Below are 16,462 nucleotides of genomic sequence, written 5' to 3' on the forward strand. Positions count from 1 at the left end.
CTGCGCAAGGGAGACAACGTGACGAAGTACGTGGTGGCGACGGTCGACGAGATTCCACCCGGCCGGCGGAAGGTGGTCGAGATTGCCAACCGGTCGATCGGCGTCTTCAACGTCAAGGGCAACTACTACGCGATCCGCAACCAGTGCCCGCACGGCGGCGGACCGATGTGTGAGGGCGTGACGTCCGGACTGGTCCGTTCGGACAAGCCCGGGAACTACGACTACATCATGCGTGGGGAGATCATCCGCTGTCCCTGGCACGGCTGGGAGTTCGAGATCGCCACCGGGCAATCCTGGTTCGACCCCGCGAAGACCAAGGTCAAGGCGTATCCCACCGGGGTGGAGTCCGGTGCGGCGCTGGCCAAGAACCCGGAACTGTCCGCGGCCGGGTTCCAGCCCGGCCCGTACTCCGGGGAGACGTACGAGGTCGAGGTCGATCGCGACTATGTCATTGTCAATATCTGACGCCCCCGGGATGGTGGCCGAGACGACCATTCCGTTGCGGGTGAAGTCGACCAGGCAGGTCTCGGTCGGCGTGACGGAACTCCTGCTCGTCGCTGACGACGCCTCGGAGCTGCCGTCGTGGGCCCCGGGGAGTCACATCGACGTGCAGGTTCGCCCCGGGCTCGTTCGGCAGTACTCGCTGTGTGGCGATCCCGAGGATCGCAGCCAGTGGCGCATCGCCGTACTGCGTGAGCCCGAGAGCCGAGGTGGCTCCATCGCGTTGTGCGAGCGCATCCAGTCCGGCGACGTACTCACGGCCACCGCGCCGCGCAACCACTTCCCGCTCCACGAGTCCCCGCGGTACCTCTTCATCGCCGGTGGGATCGGAATCACCCCGATCATCCCGATGATCGCCGCCGCGCACGCGGCGGGTGCCGACTGGCGCCTGGTGTACGGCGGTCGCAGCGAGGCGTCGATGGCCTACCGGGACGAGGTCGGGAGCTTCGATCCAGGGCGCGTTCTCGAGTGGCCGCAGGACCGTCGCGGCCTGATCGAACTCGATCAACTCCTGGACGAACCACAGCCGGGGACGTTGATCTACTGCTGCGGTCCGGAACCTCTGATCGCGGCCGTCGAGGCGAGGAGCGCGCACTGGCCGCACCGGACACTCCAGGTCGAGCGGTTCGCGCCGAGATCTCTCACCGAGGTCGCCCCCAACACCTCCTTCGAGATCGAACTGGTCGACAGTGACGAAGTACTCGTCGTGCCGCCCGGCAAGTCCATCCTCGAAGTCGTGGACGAGGCGGGCATCTATGTCTTGTCCAACTGCGAAGAAGGCACCTGTGGGACCTGCCAGACGACCGTACTGGAAGGCGTTCCGGACCACCGGGACTCCGTCCTCGACGAGGACGAGCGCGCTGCCAACGACACGATGATGATCTGCGTTTCGCGCGCGCTGTCGTCCCGATTGGTCCTCGACCTGTGAAAGGTGAGATCACAAGTGGCTGTACAACAACTTGAGAATTACGCACGTCCCCGGCACTGGGCCGGACTCGAGCTGGTCGACACCGACGTGCATATCAATCTGGACGGCCTGAAGAGCCTCTTCCCTTATCTCGAGGCGCGGTGGCGCGACTACATCACCGAGTCCGGTATGGGCGGGCTGGCATCGAACCTCTATCCGTCCAACGCGCCGAACCTCTTCCTCGAGGGCTCGCGTCCGGAGCAGGGACCGCCCGGATCCAAGCTCGAGCTGCTCCGGAGTCAGTTACTCGATCCGTGGCAGCTGCAGTACGCGATCCTCAACTGCACCTACGCCATCGACTCCATCCACAACGACGACCTGGCGGCTACGCTCGCCCGGGCGCTGAATCGCTGGCAGTTGCGCGAGTGGCTGGAGCAGGATCCTCGGCTGCGCGGATCGGCCGTACTGCCGCTGCAGAATCCGGCGTTCGCGGCCAAAGAGGTCGAATGGGCCGCGCAGCACAGTCAATTCGTCCAGGTGACCGTCCCGTCGCGCAGCCGTGAGCCGCTCGGCCGGCGCGGGTTCTGGCCGATCTACGAGGCCGCGCAAAGCGCCGGCCTGGTCGTCGGCCTCCAGGCCGGCGGTCTGAGCGGCAATCCGGTGACGCCTGTCGGCTGGCCGACGTACTTCGTCGAGGACTACGTGAATGTTCCGCTGGCGTTCCAGACACAGCTGATGAGCTTCGTCACCGAAGGTGTCTTCGTCGAGTTCCCCGAGTTGACTGTCGCGACCATCGAGGGCGGCTTCGCCTGGCTACCGCCGCTGATGTGGCGGTTCGACAAGGACTGGAAAGGCTTGCGACGCGAGGTTCCGTGGGTGGAACGTCCTCCGTCGGAGGTGATCCGCGATCACGTCCGGATGACGATCGCGCCGCTCGACCGGCCCGACACCCCGGAGTTCCTGGTCGAGGTCATCGATCAGCTTCTCTGTGACGACATGCTGATGTTCTCCACCGACTACCCGCATGCGCATTTCGCGAACTCCGCCGACGCGCTGCCCGAGGGGATCTCCGGCGATCTACGGACGAAGATCATGTCCGGCAACGCGCAGGCGACGTACCGGCTGGGATGAGGAGAGACATGACCGAAACACAGACGCAGCCGCGGACCGCACGCCGTACCGCTGCGAAGCAGATGATCATCGACTGCGACATCCACAACGTGATGGCACCCGGAGCCCTGGAGCCCTACCTCTCGAACCGCTGGCTCAGCCATCTGAAGACCTTCGGCTCGCGCCAGCACTCGGGGAACGTGTATCCCAAGGGATCGCCGGCCCGCTACGACGCCTTTCCGCCGTCCGGACTGCCCGCGGGTGCCGATCTGGGGTTCATGCAGAAACAACATCTCGACGGACTGAACGTCGAGTTCGGGATCCTCGGTCCGCTCAGTGGCTCCGGCAGCCAGCTCGATCCGGAGTTCTCCGCGGCGTTGTCGGCGGCAACCAACGACTGGCAGATCAAAGAGTGGCTGGAGCCGGAACCGCGGCTGCGCGCGGGCATGATCGTGCCGGCGGAACACAGCGAGCAGGCGGTCGCCGAGATCGAGCGGCTCGCGGGCCATCCGGGTTTCGTGCAGGTGCTCCTGGTGGCCCGCAGTGCCGCACCGCTCGGCGACCGCCGGTACTGGAAGATGTACGAGGCTGCCGCCCGGCACGACCTGCCCGTCGGCATTCACTACGGTGGTGGCGTTCGCGGCGTACCGATCAGCAGTGCGGGATGGCCGTCGTACTACCTGGAGGATCACGCGGGGATGTCCGCCGCGTTCCAGGCGCATGTGGCGAGCCTGATCTTCGGCGGAATCTTCGAGCGGCTTCCGAACCTGCGCATCGCGCTGATCGAGGGCGGGTTCGCCTGGCTGCCGTCCCTGGCCTGGCGGATGGATACGCACTGGGAGCGCTTCCGCGCGGAGATTCCGGAGGTACGTCGTAGGCCGTCGGAGTACGTGCGTGAGCACTTCTGGATGACGACTCAGCCGATCGAGGAACCGCACCGGCCGGCCGATCTGCACAAGGTGTTCGAGCACCTCGGCGGAACCGGCAAGGTGATGTTCTCCACGGACTATCCGCACTGGGACTTCGACCATCCCGCGCACGCCTTCCGGGTCCGGTTGCCCGCGGCGCAGCGGGACAGCATCTACACGGAGAACGCCCGGGCCTTCTACAAGCTGCCGGCGCGGGTGGAGTCGCTTTGACCAAGATCAGCTCGATCGAGACGTTCGACGGCCACGGCTGCATCGTCCGCGTTCGTACTGACGACGGCCTGGTCGGGTACGGGCAGACGGCGCATTCCGAGGCCCGGATCACGGGGGAGGTGCTGCACACTCTGATTGCACCGAACTATCTGGGCCGGGACCCGTTCGATGTCATGACCCTGGCCGAGGAGTGCGCACGGGCGGAGTACAAGTACTTCGGCAGCTTCCTCTTCCGGGCCTTGGCCGGCGTGGACACCGCACTGTGGGACCTGGTGGGCAAGGCGAAGTCGCAGCCGGTGTACCAGCTGCTCGGTGGAAAGTTCCGGCCGTCGGTGCCCGTCTACGGTTCGGCCATGCGTCGCGACACGACGCCCGAGGAGGAGGTCGATCGGATCGTCGCAGCCGTCGCCGCACACGGCTTCCGTGCGGTGAAGGTCAAGATCGGGGAGCGCAACGGTCGCGACGCGGAGTCGCGGTCCGGCCGGACCTGGCGGCTGGTTCCCTTGCTGCGCAAGGAACTCGGCGACGACATCGAGATCAGCGCGGATGCCAACGGCGCCTACTCCCCGGGGCAGGCGGTCCGGATCGGGCGACTGCTCGAGGAGCACGACTACCTGCACTTCGAGGAGCCGGTGCCGTTCTGGGAGTACGAGAACACCAGGAGTGTCGCGGCAACCCTCGACATCCCCGTCGGGCTGGGGGAGCAGGAGTTCTCGGTCGACACTGTGCGGCGGATCATGCAGGACGGTATCGCCGATGTCATCCAGCCCGACGTCTGTTACATCGGCGGTATCACGCGGGCCCGGCAGGTTGCGGATCTGGCCAACCTTGCCGGGCTCCCGTGCGTACCGCACTCGTCGGGGAGATCGCTGACGGCGATCTTCACCGCGCATCTGGTGACGGCGATGCCGGCGTGCAACCTCTTCCACGAGTGGACTATCGAAGACTCCTCGGCCATGCGCGTCTACGAGCCGTTCCCGGTCGCGCACAACGGCGAGGTAGTCCTGTCCGATGCGCCCGGTTGGGGGGTTGAGATCTCCGACTCCACACTGCAGCGCATGGACCGAAGGATGTCGTCTCTCTAACCCGCCGGGCTCTCACGGTCAGTGCTGGTGGCCGAGTTGGGCTCTGATCTCACCGCCGGGGAAGGCTCCGCTGTGGACGTTGACGTAGGTGGTTCCGTTCCGGAGTGCCGTGACGAAGTCGGCGAACTGGCCGGCGGTCAGGCTCTGGGCGGCCGGGCCGATCACGTCGGCCGGCCTGATCGTGCCCGTCACGGTCGCCGGTGCCGCCGGGCACAGCTGGGTGCCGGCGGGGCCGTTGCCCAGGTTGGTGCACAGGAACACACTGATCCCACCACTCTGGGCCTTCCCACCGAAATGAATGTGGGCCTGCAGGACCGGGCCTTCCAGCGGGGTGTAGCTGAGCTGGTAGGTGATCTCTTGCCGCCGGTCATCGATCCGGGCCTGGAACTGACCTGAGCCGTTCGTCGAGATCGGCGCCGGGTCCTCCTCGAAACCGGTCAGCCGCTCGCGGACGGTGGTCGGCACGCTGCCCGTGTCGTCCCGGCCCGCGGTCGCGACACTGCCGGAGGCGGTCACCGCGATTCCGATCCCGATGGCCACTGCCAGCAAACGTCCTCTCGACACCATCTCTGCCCCTCCCTCGTCCGGACATGAGTACCGTTGGTGTGATCGTCGTCACACAAAAGTCGATTGGCAAGGCCTCGGTGCTCAACACCTCGTACGAACGGTGACCGCTCGTGCCTTTCTCAGCCGGCGATGAAGAAGCCCAAACCCAGGCCGACGGCGTGCTGGGAGGTCGCCGGGTAGAGGTGGCCCTTGCCGGGGAAGAGCACCGCCCGCCCGTCAGGCACCCCGGCGGCGGTCCTCCTGAAGAGGTCCTCGGAATAGAAGGGATCTGCCGTCCCACCCAGTACGAGCGTGGCGGCCTGGACGCGTTGGAGGCCTGGCTCCGCGTCAAAGGAATCCTCGGCCGCAATCGTGGTCAACATGTCGGACGGATCGTCAACGGCCAACCTTCGGCCCGCGAGCCAGCCCAACCCGTGTGCGGGATACCTGAGTAATCCTGGCGCCAGCATGCCTGTCACGTTGCCCCAGGCCCGACGTACCTCGCCTTCGGTCGTGAGACGCGCAAGCTCCGCCTGCATACGCCGTCCTTCGGGTGACAGCCGGCAGGCGGCTGAAGCAACCACCAGCCGCTTCACCAGTTCGGGCCGGTCGATCGCCAGCTGTAGCGCCACAGATCCGCCGGTCGACGTTCCATGCACCATGACAGGCTCGCCGATGTCGTTCTCGATCGCTTCGGCGTAGTCCGCGGCGATGTCGGTCATGGTTGATCCGGGCGCCAGACCGGCTCGCCGATTGGCCAGGAACACCGTGAAATGCTCGGCGTACGGCGCTGCTCCGGCCAGATACATGCGGCGCCACAGACCGGTCGGGTTCGCGTGCTCAGGACTGAGACCAGGCATCATGACCAGCGGAGGTCCTTGTCCCAGCCGCAAGTAGGGCAGGCCGGACGAAAATGTGCCTTCGGCGACGGCCTCCATGGCATCCACACTACGCCGGGAAATCGCAGTACGGTCGAAGGTGGGAACTCAGGAGAGGGGACCACCGAGATGAGTATCGACCGGGGACTGCTGGCGACGCTGGAGGCCAAGCCGGGCAAGGAAGAGGAAGTACGCGCGTTCCTCGAGAAGGGGCGGGAGCTGGCGGCCGCCGAAGCGGGGACCGTCACTTGGTACGCGTTCCGGCTCGGGCCGACGACGTTCGGGATCTTCGACACGTTCGCCGACGAGGACGGCCGGCAGGCTCACCTCAACGGCGAGATCCCGGCCGCCCTCGGACAGTTCGGTCCCGATCTGCTAGCCGCCGACCCGGACATCCGCACGATCGACGTCATCGCGGTCAAGTAGCGGACGACTGCGGCGAGGAAACGCCACGAGGGTCACGAGCAATCCCAGGCCCGCCGCCGCGAGTACGGCCCAGTACGCGCGGTGGAACGCGTCCACGTCCAGACCGCGGGACGCGAGGACCGTGGCCACGACAGCGACACTGATGCCTCCGCCGACCTCTCGCATTGTCTCGACCAGGCCGCCGGCCAGCCCGGCCATGTCGTGGTGCACCCCGGTGAGAGCGCTGATCTGGACGGCCGGGGCGGCAAGCCCTCCGGCGAACCCGGTCAGTATCAGCATCGGCATCAGGCCGCTCGCATAGTGCGGATGCGCCGAGACGTGTGTCAGCAGGTACGCGGCGACGGCGAGCACCCCGAAGCCCGCTGCGATCAGGCGCCGCGGCCCGACGATTCCCACGAGTTTCGCGCCGCTCGTCGCCGCGGTAACGAAGGACGTGACGGTGGTCGCCAACCAGGCCAGACCCGTGCGGGTGGGCGAGTAGCCGAGCGCCTGCTGCATGAACAGCGACCCCAGGAAGATGGACGCGAAGATCGCGCCGAAGAGCAGGAACGCGGCCAGGTTGGCAGCAACCAGCGACCGGTTCCGTATCGCTGCCGCCGGTACCAGCGGGGCGGACGATCGGGTCTCGATGACCAGGAACGCCACGAACGCCACGGCCGACGCGGCGAGCAGTCCCAGGGCGCCGGCCGATCCCCACCCGTGGGCGCTCGACCGGCTCACGGCGTACACCAGCAACAGCAGGCCACCGGTCGCCGTGACCGCGCCGCCGAGGTCGAAGCGCTGCCGCACCACGCGCCCAGGAGCTCGGCCAGGAAGCATCAGCAAAGCAAGAGCGATCAGCCCCACCCCCACCGGCGCGTTGATGAAGAAGATCCAGCGCCAGCCCGGACCGGCGGTGAGCAGACCGCTCGCGAGTACGCCGATCGAGGCCGAGATACCTGTGGTGGCGCCGAAAACGCCGAGCGCCCGGTTGCGATGGGCGCCTTCGGCGAAGGTCACGGCGAGGGTCGCCAGCGCGGCCGGCGGGATCATGGCAGCCCCAAGCCCTCCAGGGCACGCGCGGTAACGAGTACCCCGGACGAGCCGGCGAACCCGGCGAGGACCGAGGCCGTGGTGAAGACCGCCAGCCCGGCGAGCAGGGTACGGCGCCGTCCCCACAAGTCGGCGATTCTGCCGCCGAGCAACAGGAAACCGCCGAGCATCAGCCCGTACGCCGTGACGATCCACTGCACCGAGTCCTGCGTGATGTGCAGGTCGCGCTGGATCGTCGGCAGCGCGACGTTCACGATCGCGACGTCGAGCACGACCATGAATTGCGCAAGGCAGCACAGCAGCAGGACAAGTCCGGATCTGCTCCGCATCAGGCGCTCCGCTCGTACGTCAGCTGGACGAGTCCCGCACCCACGGTCGCGACACCGGACAGCCGGAGCGCGCGGGGAGTCGTGAGGTCGCTGAACACCCGTCCGCCCGAGCCCACGATGTGCGGGAAGACGATCAGCCGCACCTCGTCGATCAGGTCGTGCTCGGCGAGCGTGCGTACGAGCTGGTAGCTGGCATACACGACGATGTCGCCGTCGATCCGTTGCCGCAGGTTCGCGATCTCGGCGGCGATATCACCGGTGAGGACGGTGGTCGGGCCCCAGTCCGTCCGTCCCGCGGTGGAACGGACGACGTACTTGGGCAGCCGGGTCAAGGCGGCTGCCCACTCGCCGGGACGTCCCACCCACCGCTGCGCGAACCATTCGTAGCTGCCGCCACCGATCAGCAGCGCTGCCGTGTCCAGTGTCTCCTCGAACTCCACCTTGGCCCAGGCCTCGCGGTCCGCGTCGGAGATCCGGGTGAACCAGCCCCCGAACTCGAAACCCTCTTCGCCGGTCGGGTCCTGGCTGATCCCGTCCAGCGTGGCGTTGGTGCTGATCACGATGCGTCCCATCGAACTCTCCTGTCGTCTTCGGTACGTTCGGTTGAGGTAGGCACCGGGCGGCTCCGAAATTGGGCGGCGGAGCACCGCCCAGTTCTCGACTCCGGGGGTGTCTGTACCGGCAAAGGAGGTGGTGCGCGTGCGACCGATCGAGGACGACTTGTTGGTACGGGCGCAGGCCGGGGACGGTGACGCGTTCCGGGAGCTCAGCGAGCCGTATCAGCGTGAGCTGCTGGTGCACTGCTACCGGATGCTCGGCTCGCTGCAGGACGCCGAGGACACGCTGCAGGAGACCCTGCTGGCCGCCTGGCGGGCCATCCCCGGCTTCGAGGCCCGGTCGTCGGTCCGCACGTGGCTCTACACGATCGCGACCAATCGGTGCCTCAACGCACGGCGCGCGATCCGGCGCCGGCCGGCGAAGGAGTGGGATGTGCCCGGAGTGCAACCACCGGCCGCGACGCGCATCGGCGAGGTCGTTTGGCTCGAGCCACTACCCGAACACCTGTCAGCCGATGTCGGCACGGCGCCCGGACCGGAGGCGCAGTACGAACAGAGCGAGTCGATATCACTCGCGTTCGTGACCGCCCTGCAGTTGCTGCCACCACGCCAGCTCGCCGTGCTCGTCCTGCGTGACGTCCTCGGCTATCGGGCTCATGACGTGGCCGACATGCTGCAGACCACGACAGACTCGGTGACGAGCGCCCTCAAACGAGCGCGGGCGGCGCTGCCCAAGGACCCCGCGCGGCAGGCGGCACCACAGCCTGGCTCGCCTGCCGAAGCGAGGCTCGTCGCCCAGTTCGTCCGGGCGTACGAGGCGAGCGACGTCGACGGGGTCATCGCGCTCCTCACCGACGACGTGTTCCTCTCGATGCCGCCGATGCCGTTCGAGTACGAGGGAAAGCCGATCGTCGCCGAATTCTGGCGGACGCTGTTCACCGCGCGCGAATACCGCCTGGTGCCGACCCGCGCCAACGGCCAGCCGGCATTCGGCACCTACGTCCGCGGTGCCGACGGCATCTTCCGCGGCACCGGCCTGTTCGTGATCACGGTCGAGGGTGAGCAGATCAGCGCGCTGACCCGGTTCGAGAAGATGTTCCTGGCCAGATGCGGGCTGCCCCGGACACTGTCCGCCGTCCGTGAGTGAGGGGCAGCGGTGTCGCCGGACTCAATGCATGTACAGCCCTCCGTCGACGTTGAGCGTGTGCCCGGAGATATAGCCGGACTCCTCGGACATCAGGAACGCGATCGCGGACGCAACGTCGTACGGTTCCCCGACGCGATTGACCAGAAGATCATCGACGAGGGCCGCCCGCCGCTCGGGAGTCAGCGGGCCGCCCATGATGTCGGTGTCGATCGGACCGGGAGCCACAGCGTTGACCGTGATCCCGTATGGACCGAGCTCTCGCGCGAGAGCCCGGGTCAGTCCGATCACGCCAGCTTTCGCAACGGAATAAGGGGTTTTGCTGTAGGTGCCGCCGCCTCGCTGAGCCGACGTCGAGGAGACACTGACGATCCGGCCGTAGCCGTGCCGCACCATGCTTTCGGCGACCCGCCGGGTGACGTAGTGCACGCCGTTCAGGTTGATGTCGATCACCCGGTGCCACTCGTCAGGAGTCAGTTCGAGGTAGGGGACCGGTGAGCTGACGCCGGCGATGTTGGCCAGCGCTGCCAACGGTGGCAGCGCGGCCTCGAGCTCGTCGATCGCCGTCCGTACGTCCTCTTCGTTCGACACATCGGCCGCGACGGCGTAGGTCCTGACGTTGTGTTTCTCGGCGATCTCCGCCGCGAGCGCCCGGCCGCCGTCGGCGTCGATGTCGATGATGCCGATGCTCCACCCTCGTTCGGCGAGCAGCAGTGCTGTCGCGCGTCCGATGCCGCGGGGTGACGCCGCCCCGGTCACAACCGCGCTGCGATTCACTTCGCGGCCCCGTAGTCCTGTCCGGGCTTCCAGTCGCTGAAGGCGTAGTCGTCCTCCGAGACCTTGGCCCCGGCCGCCTTCGCCTTCTGGATCGCCCGGGCCCGATCAGCAGCCGTGGCGTCGCTCAACTTCTTCAGCTCGGCCTTGAGGTCCTTGATCGATCCGCCGAGGTAGCCCTGGACGATGTTGCCGACGTGCGGGGTGACCGGCTTGCGGAGTGCGTCCACCTTGGCCTGCTGGGGGTTCTTCACGATCGCCTGCGGCATCTGGAACACGTTCGTCTTGCAGAAGTCGACCCCCTTCTTGTACGCGTCGATCGCCTTCGACGACGCGACAAGATCAAGATTCAGCGGCGGCTGATCCATCGCCTCGATCATCCCGCTCTGGTAGTCCTCGGACATGAAGGACGCGAGCAGTTTCCCGGCCGCATCGGGGTTCTTGCTGTCCGCGGACACGAAGTACCCCGAACTCGGCCGGCCGCGGTAACACCAGGGATTCGTACCTGCGGTCGGCACCAGCACCTGTCCGGACGCGAGCTTGTCGACGATCGGGGGCGCCAGCGCCTTCGATCCACCGGCGCACCAGATGCCGTCGATGAAGGTCGCGACCGCGCCGGACGCGAAGCGGGTCCGGGCGTCGACCACACCGAAGTTGTTCGAGCCGGGCATGATCAGCTTGGCGTCGTTCAGCTCCTTGAGGAACTCGATCACGGTGACGTAGGCGTCGTGGTCGTACGAATACTCACCGGTGGCGAACTGCAGGCCCTGATAGCCAGGGAAGCCGGCCGTCTGCGCCATGTCGTCGACCTGGTCACGGATTCGCCCGCCGTCGGCACCGATCGCCAGGGTCAGCGGCTGGATCCCCGCCGACTTCAGCTTGTCGAGGGCGTCCTTGAAGCCCGCGTAGTCCGCGGGCACGTTGTTCGGATCGAGTCCGGCCTTGCTCCAATGATCTTTGTTCACCCACACCAGCGTCGAGCTCTGCCGGAAGCTGAACATCGGGAACCCGTACAGCTTGCCGTCCAGCTGGGTGATGCCCTCGGTGAACGCGTCCTTGGGAAGCTTGGACTTGACGTCCTCGGGCAGCGTGATCTCGTGCACCCAGTTGCCACTGACCAGGGCCGGCAACGGCAACCCGACCACGTTGGAGTAGACGTCAGGCATCTTGTTGGCCTGATGCGCCAACTGGAAGGCCTGGGGTGCTTTGGATGCGTCGTAGTAGGTGTGGGCGACGTTGGTCTTCAGCGACGGCGACTGCGTCTTCGCCCAGTCGTCGTTGAGACGCTTGAACGAACTGAAGTGGTCCCACCAGTCCAGCGATCCAGTGGTGCCACCACTCGCGCTGGTGGCCTTGTCGGTCGAGCTGCTGCATCCCACCGCCGCGCCGGCGACAGCAAGTACCGATGCGCCGAGCAGACTGCGACGTGTCAATCCGGTCATGATTTTCCACTCCTTCGGGTGTTACTAAGACTTGACTGCTCCGGAGATTCCCTCGACGAAGTAGCGCTGCATGAAGACGAAGAGCACGACCACCGGGAGGATCGAGATCACGCCGGCCGCGGCCATTCCGGACCAGTCGGTAGCGGTCTCTCCGACGAACGCCTGCATGCCGACGCTCACCGTCCGCAGATCGGGCCGGCTGAAGGTGAACACCAGTGGCAGGAAGAAGGCGTTCCACGTGGTGATGAAGGTGAGGACCGCGACGGTCGCCGTGACCGGCATCGCCAGCGGCAGCATCACCGAGAAGAAGGTACGAACGAAGCCGGCGCCGTCGACCATCGCCGCTTCCTCCAACTCCCGCGGGATCTGCCGGAAGTAGCCGTAGTAGATGAGGATCGCCGACACGTACGCCCCACCGCTGAGTGCCAGGATCATTCCGCTCAGGGAGTCGCTCAGGTGCAGCTGCATCGAGATCTTGACGACCGGGATGATCGTGTAGCCGGTGGGTACGAAGAGCGTCGCGACCAGTACCCCGAGGAAGAGCTTGGATCCGCGGAACCGGTAGCGGGCAAGGACATAGCCGGCGGTCGCGCAGCGGATGGTGACGATCACGACGGTGAACACGGTGACCAATACGGTGTTGATCAGGTACCGGCCGAAGTGCGCGTCGTTCCACGCCCGTGCGTAGTTGTCCCAGACGAACTTGTCCGGCCACAGCTTGAGGCCGCCGGTGAACATCTCCATGTTGTCCTTGAGCGATGCCGACAGCATCCACAGGAACGGAAAGATCCACAGCACCGCGATACCCACCAGGAAGAGCGCGGCGATCCACCAGGGCAGTCGGCGCAACAAACGCCGCTGCCGGTCCGTGCGTACGGTCAGTTCCGCGGTCATCGCTGTTCTCCTCTCAGCCGGCGGCCGGCGTACACGCCCCACAACTGGATGGCGCCGACGATCGCGACCAGCAGCCCGAAGACCACAGCGGCCGCGGACGCGTGCCCGAGTTGGGGGATCGGGGCGGCGAACGCCCACCGGTAGATGTAGATCTCGATGATCTCGGTGTGGAAGTACGGCCCACCCGCGGTCAGCGTGTACATCAGATCGAAGTTGTGGAAGGTCTCCTCGACCGTCAGGACGGTGATGATGATCAGGAACGGCTTGAGCATCGGCACCGTGATGTACCGGAAGAGCTGCCAGGTGCCGGCGCCGTCGATCCGAGCCGCCTCGTACAACTCGTACGGGATGGTCTGCAGCGCCGCGAGCCAGTAGATCATCGTGACGCCGAAGAACTTCCAGATGTACAGCACGGCTGCCGTCGGCAGCGCCAGGTGCTGATCACCCAGGAAGTCGACGCCGCTGAAGCCGAGCTTCATCAACAGGGTGTTGATCGGTCCGGTGCCCGGATCCAGCACGAAGCGCATCACCACGCCGATGATCGCCGTCGTGGTCACCACCGGGATGAAGAACGCCGATCGCAGGACCCCGATCAACGGCAGCTTCGGGGAGTTGAGGACCATCGCCACCAGCAGCGTGAGCAGCACCCGGGCCGGCACCACCAGCACCATGAAGAGCAACGTGACCTTGAACGAGTTCCAGAACAGCGGATCGGCGAAGACCTCGCGATAGTTGCTCACTCCGACGAACTGTTGACCGGAGTCGAAACCGTTCCACTCGACCAGGGAGTACCAGTAGCTCGCGATGATCGGATAGATGGTGTAGACGCCGTAGAGCACCACGGTCGGCAGCAGGAAGATCCAGATCCAGGTGGTCTTCTTCCAGCCATGACCTGGTCGCTTCGGTTGGTCGAGGGCTGAGGTGCCGGCCCGCGACCGGCGGGTCTGCCGCCGGGTGAGTTGCGCAGATCTGGTCGTCATGATCCGGCTACCTGATCTGGCTGATGGCGAACGTGCGGGGATCGCTGCCGAGCCGGTTGCCGTTCTCCAGCGCGGTGATCGAGGCAACCTCGTCGTCGGACAACTCGAAGCCGCCGAGCTCGAAGTTGGCGCGGATCCGCTCGGGATTGACCGACTTGGGGATGACGATGTGCCCGAGGTGCAGGTGCCACCGCAGTACGACCTGCGCCGGCGTCACGTGGTGCGCACCCGCGATCGACGCCAGGACCGGATGATCGAGGTCACCGCCCTGGCCGAGCGGCGAGTACGCCTCGACCGCGATCGACCGCTCGCGGCACAGCTCGGTCAGTTCGCGCTGTTGATAACTGGGGTGCAGCTCGATCTGGTTGATCGCCGGAACGAGCTCGCTCTCCTTGGCCAAGCGGTCCAGGTGTTCTGGAAGGAAGTTGGACACACCAATGGCCCGTACCCGCCCGTCGGTGGAGATCCGCTGCAGTGCCCGCCAGCTGTCGACATAGAGATCGGCAGCCGGATTGGGCCAGTGCAGGAGATACAGGTCGGCGTAGTCCAGTCCGAGGCGCTGCAGCGTTTCGTCGTACGCCTTCAGCGCCGACTCGTAGCCGTGCTCCCCGTTGCGCAGCTTGGTGGTGACGAACAGCTCCTCCCGGGGGAGTCCGCCGGCCCGCACGGCCGCACCCACCCCGGCCTCGTTGTTGTACGCGGCCGCGGTGTCGATGTGCCGATAGCCGATCTCGATCGCCTGCTCGACCGCGGCTTGCGTGTCGCTCGGCGGGACCTGGAAGACACCGAAGCCACGCTGGGGAATCCGTACGCCGTTGTTCAGCGTGATCACGTTCTGGTCCATCGTCCGCCCCTCTCGGGTCAGCTGCTCGGTTCGAGGATCAGTAACGATGCCGACGGCAACGGCAGCGTGACCTCCAGGGACACGTCGCCGTCCACGGCGAGGCTGCGTTCGGCCCCGAAATCCTCGAGACCCTGCCGGGCGTGGATCGTGGCCAGCTGTTCGGCGGTCGGATCCTGGGGCGAGCCGAGCTGTTCCCAGACGGTGAAGGAATTGCTGTGATCGGCGTCGATGCGCAAGTGCCGCAGCCGGTAGGACCCGGCCGGCAGGTTGCGTACGGTCACGCTCACCGGAGTCAGCTCATCGCTGGTCTGGTACTGATCATCGATGTGCCGCCAGACCAGTACGGCGACGGTCCCGTCTTCTGCACGCGAGGCGAGGGCGTCGACTTCCTCCGGCATGCTGCTGCCGTCGGTGTGCTCGAGTTCGCCGACCTGCCAGGCCGCGTCCGAGGTCGTGCCAAGCCGGTCCTGACCGAGCAGCGACAGCATCCGGTAGGCGTTGAGGAACGGCTTTTCGACGCCACCCGCGGTGAGGAAGGACCGGGTGCCTTCGAAGTAGCGCTCGGCCTCGAAGTAGAAGCTCCAGGAAGTGGCGTAAGCGACCTGGGCCGGCTCGGTTGCGTTGAGGTCCAGGATCTTTTTCATCAGCTTCGCCTGGAAGACCGGGTAGTACTCGGTGTTCTGGAAGCTGTAGTTGCGGTTGTCGTAGCGTCCGAAGTGCGCCGGTACGGCGGCGTCGCACTCGTCGACGATCACCGGCAGGTCGGCGTACGCCTGGTACGAACCGATCAGCCGGTTGAACTCGCGCAGGTCGTACAGCATCTTCGTCGACGACGGGCTGAGCTGCTCGGCCGCCGGCTCGGCGAACGGCTTGTAGTCGCGGGTCGGGAAGTGGCAGCCCTTGGTGTGGTACGAGATGAAGTCCAGCGGCTCGTCACGGCGCGAGGTGTAGTCCAGGAAGCCCCGGAGGAAGTTCAGTCCGCCGCTGGTGACAGCCGGTCCACCGACCTTCGCCTCGGGCAGCACGGCGCGGATCGCTTGGACCGTAGCGGTGTAGAGCTCGTTGTATTGATCAAGAGTGCCGCGCCAATAGCTGATGTCCGGCTCGTTCCACAGCTCCCAGAGCCAGGTCTTCACCTCCGCCTCGCCGTAGCGCTCGAGGCAGTGCCGGACCGTTGCGCCGATCAGGCCCGCCCACTTGGCGTAGTCCTTGGGCGGGTATCCCCAGGCACCTGCCTCGTAATTGGTGTACGCGGTGGGGCTGGGCACGACGGTCAGCTCGTCGGCCTCGGGTGGCAGGAGATCCCGCGGGGTGAAGCCGAGTTCCACGAGCAGGTGATGGCCGGCGCCGACGATCGCGTCGTACGCCTGGTCCAGCAGCGTGAAGTCGTAGTAGGGATTGCCGTCGGCGTCTTCGTGGTAGACGTTGCCGGAGCTCCAGTGCGGGATACCGAAACCGCTGCCGGAGCAGTACATGTAGTGCGGCCGGACGAAGTAGCCGCCGCCGGAGAAGTCGGCGAAGGTCTGCAGGAGCCGCTTGCCGGTGGGCGTGTACGTCCAGTTGAACTCGTCGTAGCCGAAGCTCTCCCAGACGCGCGTCAGCGGGCCCAGGATCTGCGCAGCGTCGACATCGATCGTCGCCGCGGTGACGTGCGGCGCGTCGGGATTGCGGGGAGCGGCCGGCGGGAACGGGCCGAGGGCCGTGCGTCCGGTGTGAACCGCTGTGTCGGTGGTCATCGTCGTGACCTCTCTGCCCTGGGGATCGGGCTGCCTCACGGTCGGCCGACGGTGGCGCCGGCGCTGTGCCGCTCTGCCTGAGTGGAGGTCCCGAGTCTGACCTGGCAATCGGTTTACTGTCAATGATTAACTGTTTAC

At 66.3% G+C, this 16,462-nt stretch carries 16 protein-coding genes and 1 pseudogene; 7 read left to right on the forward strand and 10 right to left on the reverse strand.

Going from position 1 to position 16,462, the window contains the following annotated elements:
• Positions 1–18 precede the first annotated feature (18 nt).
• Genes AB0E63_RS01385 through AB0E63_RS01405 form a run of 5 tightly spaced genes read left to right on the forward strand, consistent with a single transcriptional unit; the run spans position 19 to position 4,742 of the window.
• Positions 19–465 carry a Rieske (2Fe-2S) protein gene (locus AB0E63_RS01385; protein ID WP_360359534.1) on the forward strand — a complete coding sequence of 149 codons (447 nt, stop codon included), beginning with the start codon at positions 19–21 and terminating at the stop codon, positions 463–465.
• Between the two features lie 10 nt (positions 466–475).
• Positions 476–1,429 (forward strand): PDR/VanB family oxidoreductase, encoded by a 954-nt coding sequence (locus AB0E63_RS01390; protein ID WP_360359537.1) that lies wholly within the window; start codon positions 476–478, stop codon positions 1,427–1,429.
• A gap of 15 nt (positions 1,430–1,444) precedes the next feature.
• A complete protein-coding gene (locus tag AB0E63_RS01395; protein ID WP_360359540.1) occupies positions 1,445–2,539 on the forward strand; it encodes an amidohydrolase family protein in 1,095 nt (364 codons plus the stop codon).
• 8 nt (positions 2,540–2,547) lie between these two features.
• Positions 2,548–3,657: an amidohydrolase family protein gene (locus tag AB0E63_RS01400; RefSeq protein ID WP_360359543.1), complete on the forward strand. Its 1,110-nt coding sequence runs from the start codon at positions 2,548–2,550 to the stop codon at positions 3,655–3,657.
• On the forward strand, positions 3,654–4,742 hold the full coding sequence (locus AB0E63_RS01405) for a mandelate racemase/muconate lactonizing enzyme family protein (RefSeq protein WP_360359545.1): 1,089 nt from the start codon (positions 3,654–3,656) through the stop codon (positions 4,740–4,742). Before AB0E63_RS01400 ends, AB0E63_RS01405 begins: the two co-directional genes overlap by 4 nt.
• Positions 4,743–4,760: 18 nt before the next feature.
• Here the strand turns inward: AB0E63_RS01405 and AB0E63_RS01410 are convergent, their stop codons facing one another.
• Both AB0E63_RS01410 and AB0E63_RS01415 read right to left on the reverse strand, forming a co-directional pair.
• Positions 4,761–5,309 (reverse strand): CHRD domain-containing protein, encoded by a 549-nt coding sequence (locus AB0E63_RS01410; protein WP_360359548.1) that lies wholly within the window; start codon positions 5,307–5,309, stop codon positions 4,761–4,763.
• Between the two features lie 119 nt (positions 5,310–5,428).
• A complete protein-coding gene (locus AB0E63_RS01415; RefSeq protein ID WP_360359551.1) occupies positions 5,429–6,226 on the reverse strand; it encodes an alpha/beta hydrolase in 798 nt (265 codons plus the stop codon).
• 69 nt (positions 6,227–6,295) lie between these two features.
• Here AB0E63_RS01415 and AB0E63_RS01420 point away from each other — a divergent pair, with 69 nt between their 5' ends.
• Positions 6,296–6,592 (forward strand): antibiotic biosynthesis monooxygenase, encoded by a 297-nt coding sequence (locus AB0E63_RS01420; protein ID WP_360359554.1) that lies wholly within the window; start codon positions 6,296–6,298, stop codon positions 6,590–6,592.
• Here the strand turns inward: AB0E63_RS01420 and AB0E63_RS01425 are convergent.
• Both AB0E63_RS01425 and AB0E63_RS01430 read right to left on the reverse strand, forming a co-directional pair.
• Positions 6,542–7,921, reverse strand: a pseudogene (locus AB0E63_RS01425) (MFS transporter); the annotation flags it as partial. The gene AB0E63_RS01420 and the pseudogene AB0E63_RS01425 sit on opposite strands and share 51 nt — an antisense overlap.
• A 31-nt stretch (positions 7,922–7,952) precedes the next feature.
• Positions 7,953–8,525 carry a dihydrofolate reductase family protein gene (locus tag AB0E63_RS01430; protein ID WP_360359556.1) on the reverse strand — a complete coding sequence of 191 codons (573 nt, stop codon included), beginning with the start codon at positions 8,523–8,525 and terminating at the stop codon, positions 7,953–7,955.
• A 127-nt stretch (positions 8,526–8,652) separates the two neighbouring features.
• On the opposite strand from AB0E63_RS01430, the gene AB0E63_RS01435 reads away from it, so the two are divergent.
• A complete protein-coding gene (locus tag AB0E63_RS01435; RefSeq protein WP_360359559.1) occupies positions 8,653–9,657 on the forward strand; it encodes an RNA polymerase subunit sigma-70 in 1,005 nt (334 codons plus the stop codon).
• 21 nt (positions 9,658–9,678) lie between these two features.
• Here the strand turns inward: AB0E63_RS01435 and AB0E63_RS01440 are convergent, their stop codons facing one another.
• Genes AB0E63_RS01440 through AB0E63_RS01465 form a run of 6 tightly spaced genes read right to left on the reverse strand, consistent with a single transcriptional unit; the run spans position 9,679 to position 16,324 of the window.
• Positions 9,679–10,431, reverse strand: coding sequence for an SDR family NAD(P)-dependent oxidoreductase (locus AB0E63_RS01440; RefSeq protein ID WP_360359562.1), 753 nt, complete (start codon positions 10,429–10,431; stop codon positions 9,679–9,681).
• Positions 10,428–11,870: an ABC transporter substrate-binding protein gene (locus AB0E63_RS01445; RefSeq protein ID WP_360359565.1), complete on the reverse strand. Its 1,443-nt coding sequence runs from the start codon at positions 11,868–11,870 to the stop codon at positions 10,428–10,430. The genes AB0E63_RS01440 and AB0E63_RS01445 overlap by 4 nt, the downstream gene beginning before the upstream one ends.
• Before the next feature lie 24 nt (positions 11,871–11,894).
• Positions 11,895–12,764, reverse strand: coding sequence for a carbohydrate ABC transporter permease (locus tag AB0E63_RS01450; protein WP_360359568.1), 870 nt, complete (start codon positions 12,762–12,764; stop codon positions 11,895–11,897).
• Positions 12,761–13,744, reverse strand: coding sequence for a sugar ABC transporter permease (locus tag AB0E63_RS01455; RefSeq protein WP_360359570.1), 984 nt, complete (start codon positions 13,742–13,744; stop codon positions 12,761–12,763). Before AB0E63_RS01455 ends, AB0E63_RS01450 begins: the two co-directional genes overlap by 4 nt.
• Before the next feature lie 7 nt (positions 13,745–13,751).
• The gene (locus AB0E63_RS01460; protein WP_360359573.1) at positions 13,752–14,588 is read right to left on the reverse strand and encodes an aldo/keto reductase; all 837 of its coding nucleotides are present in this window, start codon (positions 14,586–14,588) and stop codon (positions 13,752–13,754) included.
• Between the two features lie 17 nt (positions 14,589–14,605).
• Positions 14,606–16,324, reverse strand: a complete 1,719-nt coding sequence (locus AB0E63_RS01465) for a glycoside hydrolase (RefSeq protein WP_360359576.1) — start codon at positions 16,322–16,324, stop codon at positions 14,606–14,608.
• Between the last annotated feature and the right edge of the window lie 138 nt (positions 16,325–16,462).

The organism is Kribbella sp. NPDC026596 (assembly GCF_040638415.1).
GTDB lineage: Bacteria > Actinomycetota > Actinomycetes > Propionibacteriales > Kribbellaceae > Kribbella.